We start from the raw sequence: 2481 nt of genomic DNA, 5'->3' as shown, positions 1-2481 counted from the left end.
TTCTGGTTCCTGGTTCTGCGACAGCACTTACCATATCAGGTCTCGCCTCCACGGCAGCGGTGCTCACCTCCCCAGGCGTTCCCTCTTTCGTTCGCGTCAGCGGGACGGAGTTCTTTGGGGAGAGTGGACAGCGTCTTCTTCACCCGGTAGCCACAATGAGAACAGTCCTGCGAGGTGTATTACGGAGGAGAACTGAGCAGGGCAGAGGTGAGCAAATAGCCGATGGTTAAAAACGGTACTTAACCGGCCAGTGGAAATGGCCAAGTGCGCTGACGTGGGAGCCTGGGGAGTTGGGTGGGGCATCCACTCTCCGAAGCATCTGTATCAGACTAAACAGAAAGAGGCTTCCAGGATATCTAGGCTCTGTACAAGTGCTCACAAAGTTCTGGATTGGTGGGAAAAAACCCTTCCCTTTCTTAGAGCAGCTCAGTGTAAAGCCTGATGCTCTTTTTTCTCTGATGGGATTACTGTAGAAGTGTTGCAACTGGAATTGTGCGGTGACCGGCTCCTCCTGCGCCCAACTTGCCAAACTCGAGATGCCCAAGATGCCCGTAACGGCTGGGATCCCTGTCACACCTTTTGCGGATCAGGCTGAGGCTGGTCACCTTTTGGTCGTGGATGATCAGCCCAACAGCCGCCTGCTGCTGGGGGATCTGCTGGAGAGCATTGGCTACCGGGTCAGCGAGGCCGAAAACGGCAATCAAGCCCTGCAGATGTTGAAAACCTTCCAGCCGGATCTGATCTTGCTGGATGTGATGATGCCGGGGTTGGATGGGTTCGAGGTCTGTCGGCGCATCAAAGCCAATGACGAGACGCGTTTGATCCCGGTGGTGCTGATTACAGCGGCCAGCGATCGCAAAAATCGCGTGCGCGGTATTGAAGCTGGGGCAGATGATTTCTTGAGCAAGCCCTTTGACGAGTCGGAATTGTTGGCGCGGGTGCGTTCCCTCGTTCGCCAAAAGCACCTCAATGAAGACTTGGATCATGCTGCCCAGGTTTTGTTCGCCATTGCCCGCAGTGTGGAAAGCCGGGATCCCACCACCGGGGATCACTGTGAGCGCCTGGCACAAATGGCCAAGAGCTTCGGCGAGTTTTTGCATCTGCCCCGTCCCCTGATCAAGGTGCTGATGTGGGGAGGTTACCTGCACGACATCGGCAAAGTGGGCATACCCGATGCCATTTTGGGTAAAACAGGCAAGCATACGCCGGAAGAGTGGGAGGTGATGAAATCCCATGTCTTGATCGGGGAGCAAATCTGCCGCCCACTACGCACCATGAAAGAGGTGTTGCCCCTCATCCGTCACCACCACGAGCGTTGGGATGGCAGCGGTTATCCCGACGGCCTCAAGGGGGAAGAGATCCCTCTGGTGGCCCGCATCTTTCAGATCATCGACATCTACGACGCCCTCACCTCAGAGCGACCTTACAAGCGAGCTTTCACTGCTCAAGAGGCTATAGACATTTTGCGGGAAGAAACAGCCAGAGGGTGGCGGGATCCCCAGTTGGTGGAGTATTTCTTTGAGTTTCTGCGATCGCGGGCGCTGGATTTGGAGTAGGCTGGATAGGGCTTGCTTGTAGTGTACCAGCAGGATAGAGTCTCTTGCCGGGTGCCGATCCGCTGCGCCGTTGTGTAGGCTGTCGCCAGTTGTTTCCTCGCTCACAACTGTGGCGGCTGGTCAGGCAATTTGATTCCCACCAAGTGCTTTTGGATGAGGGTATGGGGCGTTCTGCCTATGTCTGTCGGCGGCTGGAATGTCTGCAAGCAGCCCGGCGCAAGCAACAGATAAACCGAGCCCTCAAGGCACCGGTGCCTGACTCGTTGTTTCAACGGCTGTTGGATTCTCTTGAGCAGGATTGCTAGGGGCATCTCCTCCAAAAGCCTGAGCCTCAGAGGTATTCCCAAACATAGGTAAGATATTTAAACGCCCTTTTAGGTTCATCAGGTTGCGAACTACACGACAGCCCCTCTCAACTGTCAGAATGGGAGTTGGCCGGAAAACTGAGGTCAGGCTGGAGGAGCTGCAGAGAGGTTATTCTGGAGGCGCTGTTTCCACCTATTCTTTCCCTGGCTGCCCTACTGGATGTCCCCTGCGGATGTTGCCAGAGCAGCTTCAGACCTGGGTTCCCTTCAGGCCGGATCCCCGGAGGATTGCCGAGCTGTTCTCGATGCGCCGGAGGAAGCCCCCGCAAGCCCGAAAGGTTCGGCTCAACCCAATAACTTGGTTCCCATTGAGTTTGGATAGTAAAACTGACGAGAAGTAAAGGAGCAGAGGCTAGCAGACGAATGACCGATAAAGTTCGAATTTATGATATTGCCCGTGAGATGGGGCGTGACAGTCGGGATGTGCTGGAGGTTTGTGAGCAACTGGGGATCCCTTTCAAAACCCACAGCAGCACCATTTCTCCGGAGCAAGCTGAGTTGGTGCGCAGCAAGCTGGGCGCCTCCCGCATTGTGAAGCCTCCTCGACCCCGGCCCAAACC

3 protein-coding genes are annotated in these 2481 nt (G+C 55.6%); all 3 read left to right on the top strand.

The features are described from left to right. The first annotated feature begins 536 nt into the window (after positions 1–536). The gene (locus tag NW856_RS11570; protein ID WP_414400394.1) at positions 537–1556 is read left to right on the top strand and encodes an HD domain-containing phosphohydrolase; all 1020 of its coding nucleotides are present in this window, start codon (positions 537–539) and stop codon (positions 1554–1556) included. Positions 1557–1600: 44 nt separating this feature from the next. Next, entirely contained in the window at positions 1601–1861 is a 261-nt protein-coding gene (locus tag NW856_RS11565) for a YlxR family protein (RefSeq protein ID WP_414400392.1), read from the top strand. Positions 1862–2284: 423 nt separating this feature from the next. Next, a partial coding sequence (locus NW856_RS11560; RefSeq protein WP_414400390.1) for a translation initiation factor IF-2 N-terminal domain-containing protein occupies positions 2285–2481 on the top strand: 197 nt, incomplete at its 3' end.

It is taken from the genome of Synechococcus sp. R3-13 (assembly GCF_047462195.1).
GTDB lineage: Bacteria > Cyanobacteriota > Cyanobacteriia > Thermostichales > Thermostichaceae > Thermostichus.
The sequence above is the reverse complement of the archived record's forward strand: the minus strand, read 5'-3'. Positions and strand labels throughout refer to the sequence as shown.